This window comes from Nocardia araoensis NBRC 100135 (assembly GCF_000308435.1).
Lineage (GTDB): Bacteria > Actinomycetota > Actinomycetes > Mycobacteriales > Mycobacteriaceae > Nocardia > Nocardia araoensis.
On sequence record NZ_BAFR01000151.1, the window covers coordinates 1 to 4,387 of the forward strand.

Annotated in this window: 1 protein-coding gene and 2 pseudogenes; all 3 read right to left on the bottom strand. The window is 65.2% G+C overall.

Annotated elements, in window-relative coordinates; genetic code table 11:
• Positions 1 to 635: 635 nt before the first annotated feature.
• Positions 636 to 962 (bottom strand): annotated as a pseudogene (locus tag ON21_RS20735) (DUF4158 domain-containing protein); the annotation flags it as partial.
• Positions 963 to 1,082: 120 nt separating this feature from the next.
• A complete protein-coding gene (locus ON21_RS20740) occupies positions 1,083 to 2,084 on the bottom strand; it encodes an alpha/beta hydrolase (RefSeq protein ID WP_063821101.1) in 1,002 nt (333 codons plus the stop codon).
• A gap of 1,094 nt (positions 2,085 to 3,178) precedes the next feature.
• Positions 3,179 to 4,111 (bottom strand): annotated as a pseudogene (locus tag ON21_RS20745) (alpha/beta fold hydrolase); the annotation flags it as partial.
• Positions 4,112 to 4,387 lie beyond the last annotated feature (276 nt).

Sequence of the window (4,387 nt, forward strand, 5' to 3'; positions counted from 1 at the left end):
CTCGATCCTGTCGAGCTGGCGCACGGTGTTCTGGTCGACCGTGCTGACCCAGATATAGTCGACCCGCATGACCGCGATCGTGTGGAGGGCGGAGTTGAGTTCCCAGTCACGGTAGTGAGACAGCCGATGCCGCGGCGCCTCTGGGCGTGTCCGCGACACCCTCGGCTCCCCTCCTGGTCAGGTGTTTCAGATCTTCCGAACCTCTGCAGGATCCTGGTAATGCCGTTGCCCTCACTCGCGCCTCGCCACTGCGGCTGGCGCGGGCCGTGGTGAGGCGGTCGGCGAGTTCGTCCGCATCGGGTGTCCAGGTGGGGCGGCGGGACGTCGATGTCGTCGAGTCGGCGGTGGGTGCCGTCCATGCTGGGTGTCAGATACCGCTGCAGGGCGCGGCGGTCCTCGTGGCCGGACAGGTTCATCAGGTCGGTATCGGTGTCGACGTCCTCCGCGGCGTGGGCGAGCCGCGAGTGACTCAGGTCGTGCCGATTCCATCCGCGGGTGGCGGCGCCCAGGTGTCGCTCGGCGGTGCGGCAGCGAAAGGTATTTGCGCTCCGCGGGGAAACCAGCCAGCGCAAAATCGATCGGTGTGTTCGGCGACTTCGTCGAGCTCGCTGGGTTCGTCGGGTGAGGTGCATCAGCTCAGGCGATATCCGGTCATAGGTATCGCGCTACGCCTGATCGCGGGCACTGCACGGCCCGGCGGACAACCGTGTCCGGGCAGAGCCGGATCACGTTGGCGGACAGCGATACTCGCACCCCAGCCGGAACAGCAGCGTCGGCGAATCATGCTCCATCGCTGGCGCCAGCGGGAACTCGTCCAGCTCCTTCAGCTCCATCGCGCTCGCCGGCCGCCACCCCAGATACTGCGCCGCCAACCGCAGATGTTCGGTTCGAGTCTGCGTCCGCTTGCCGTACGCACGAATCACCCACGCATCAACTTCCAGCTGACCCGCGAGCCGAGTCATCGGGTGTGCGATCCCGGATGTGCGGAGATGTTGAGATCGTCATAAAGGGTTTCTCCTCTTTTGAATCGCTCATTAATTTGGGCGCTTATGCGCGGCGACAACGCAGGCAGGCTCTTCGTGTCAGTTGCCGAGTGCGTCGGCGATGGTCGGCCAGGATCGGGCCAGTTCCTCGGCCCAGTACGGCCAAGAGTGGGTGCCGGTAGGCCGTAGGTTCACTGTCGCGGGGATCTGTGCTCGCGCCAGCTGGTCGCTGAGGGCTACCGCGCAGGCGTACGCGCCCGCTTCCAGTACTCCGCCGACAGTGATGGTATCGGCGAGGTCGGCCTGCTCCGGGGTGTCATGTTCGCCTGGGACGCCGTTACCGCTGGACAGGTAGATCGCGGTCCCGCGCAACGCTTCGGCATGGGACGTGACGTCGTGAGCGAGCCAGTCCGGGTCCGTCGGTGGTCCGAACATGTTGTCTGGGTTGCCGCCGTAGGTTTCCACGATGGCGCGAGCCTGCGCCTGACCGGGACCGGAAGCCACGGTATAGCAGCCACTGTGCGCGGCCACTGCCCGGTACATGCCGGGGGTGCGGACGGTGAGCATCATCGCCGCCTCGCCGCCCATCGACACCCCTTCGATGGCGTTGCGGCCATTGCCGTCGAAGCGTGCGTCGACCAAGGGCGGCAACTCGCGCGTAAGGAAGGTCTCCCACTTGCTGGTGCCCAGCACCGGGTCGCGGCGTTGCCAGTCGGTGTAAAGGTTCGCTGGTCCTCCGGTTGGCAAGACCACGTTGACGTTCTTGTCGGCGAAGAACTCCACCGCATGCCCGTGCTCGGTCCAACTGCTCTCGTCTTCTGGGGCACCACGCCCGTCGAGCAGATACAGCGTCGGATGCGGCCCACCACGATCAGCAGGCAGCAGAACCTGTACCTGCACGTTCCGATTCATCGCCGGTGACTGGACGAACACCCGCAGCCACCGGTCGGTGATCGGCTCGATGCCGGTGATGACCGGCCGGGAAGCGTCACCGGCGTCCTCAGCAGGAGCGTGGTATCCGCCGGCCGGGCCCAGATCAGGACCAGAGGTCGGCGGTGCTGCCGCAGCCACCCCAGCCACCAGCATCCATACCAACGCCACCGAGGCGACCTCGCCAACAACCCTCCACGCCCGGACGCGCCGCCACGGGACTTTGGTGTTTTCCTCCGATCGATTCCGTTTACTCCCCGACTTGTTACCGACGGCCCGCTCGACGACATTTCCGGGATCGCTAGACATGCACATAAGTAGAAACCACGAGTCACGATTTGCCAAATATGAGAATGAACCGGTGTCAAAGTGTGAACCCTCTACCTACCCGCGCGATCGAACACCCGTGCTAGCTCAATCAAATCGCGAACCGTAACTTGACGTTCGTATCGGAAATGATTCTTGACAAGGAGTTGGAGCGGCGCAAACATGCACTTTTCGACTTGCTCGAACTATGCGCTCGGATGGAATCATCCTCCCCAGTGCGGTAGCTGCTGCAATTGCGCGCCTCGGGGTGCGGGCTGTAAGTGTCTGGCAGGTTTCGGCTGCGGCTACTCGCGCATTCGGCAAGGTTTCTTGCGGCGGCCGAAACGGTTGACTGACAACGAGTCCAAGTAGTAGAAGATTTTTCGATCTGGCCCCGAGCTATGATCAGTAGATGGTAGACGCGCCCAGCCACGAACTGTCGAGGCCAGTACTACTCCGAATCGCGGACTCTGCTATCGCTCGTGTGAGTGCCTAGAAGAGCTTCAAGCATCTGATGCGAACGGACAGAGACTAAATGATCCGACCGACACCCAGGTGCACGACCTCTTCGCGTGCCTGAACGCACGCTGGCCGTTCGCGATCGTGGAAGGCTCGATCGCGAGCCGGCGGGCCAGTTCTACTTCCAATGGCCGGGAGTGGATGCCGGTGGGCTGCGGGTTCACCGTCGTGGGGATCTGCAGTCGCGCTAGCTCGTCCTTGAGGGTCGCCGCACAGACGTGCTCGCCCGCTCCCAGCCCTCCGCCGGGTACTCACGTCGGCGTGTGGCTGGCTCCGTCGCCACCACGAACAGCTGCCCGGACCATTTGACCACCGCGGGGCACGCGCTCGACTGACACGGGAACGATCCCATCATCAGGTATGGCCAAACGACCTCTCCGGCCCACATCGCCCGCCATGCACGCTTTTCTCACCCTAGGCGACGAGGGGACGAGGGCAGCGGCCGCGACCTGGCCGGGATAGCCCGCGCGCGTTATCAGGCGTGCAACGGCGTCGGCCACCTGTCCGGGCTGCTCAAGAATCACCGAGTGCCCGGCGCCCTCGACTATCACGAGGTCGGAATACTGGACGGCCGCGGCCATCGCGACCGAATGTGACGGCGGCGTCAGCAGGTCGCGGCAGCCGCACAGCACCAGCGTGGGGATTTGCGAGAGAACCGCGAGCGCGTCGGTGCGGTCGTAGACCAAGAATTCGCTCAGGAAACTCGCCATCGTGATGATCGGCGTCTCGTTGCGCATCGCGTTGGCCAGCGCCAGCACCCGCGGACTGACCTTGCGATCGCCGAACTCGGCGGCACGGATGACGGGGGCGAAGAGTTTGCAGGCCACAGGTTTCGCGTGGTGCATCAGGCCCGGGGCGCGGCACACGGCCACCTGGAATGCGGAAACGACGGGGTTACGTAGGAGCTGGCCGAGGCCGGCGTCGGCGAGCCCGCTCGCGGCGCTCGCCAGGAGCGCGACGCCCACGATGCGAGTGCCGATCTCGTGCGGGTGCTGTGCGACGTAGGTCAGCACGGTCATGCCGCCCATCGAGTGGCCGACGAGGACGACCGGTCCGGTGGGGGCGACCGCGTCGAGAACGTCGCGCAGGTCGCGGCCGAGCTGGGCGAGGTTGTAGGTCTTACGGGACGCCGCGGCGGAGTCGCCGTGTCCGCGGTGGTCGTAGCAGACCACCCGGGCGTCCGGGTATCGGCGCAGCAGCGCGTCGCGGACGTAGGTCCAGGACTCACTGCGCAGGCAATGGCCGTGCAGGAGGACGACGGTGAGGTCGGCATCGCGCGGACCGTACTCGCGAACCGCGAGAGCGACGCCGTCTCCGGTCGAGACCGTGACAAGCCGTTGCGTCACGGTGGGGATGGTGGTGCGGATCGACATGAGCGGCTCCAGTTTGCCGGCGGGGACGTGTTGGACTTCCCGCCTTGTTCGCCACCGGCAACAGGCAGCGAGAGTCGGGGGTCCGGAGCCGATCACCACTAGTGGCCATCAGAATGGTTTTCTGCGTGGTGGTGGTGCGGAGTCCACCCGCGGGGGCGAGTCCCTAGTCGGTGTCCCCGGCGCCATTGTCGAGGGCGGTTCAGGGCGGTTGAGGTGACGGCGTTGTCACCGATGTTCTGCACGGTGCACGACAACTACCCTCATTGGATAGGTACC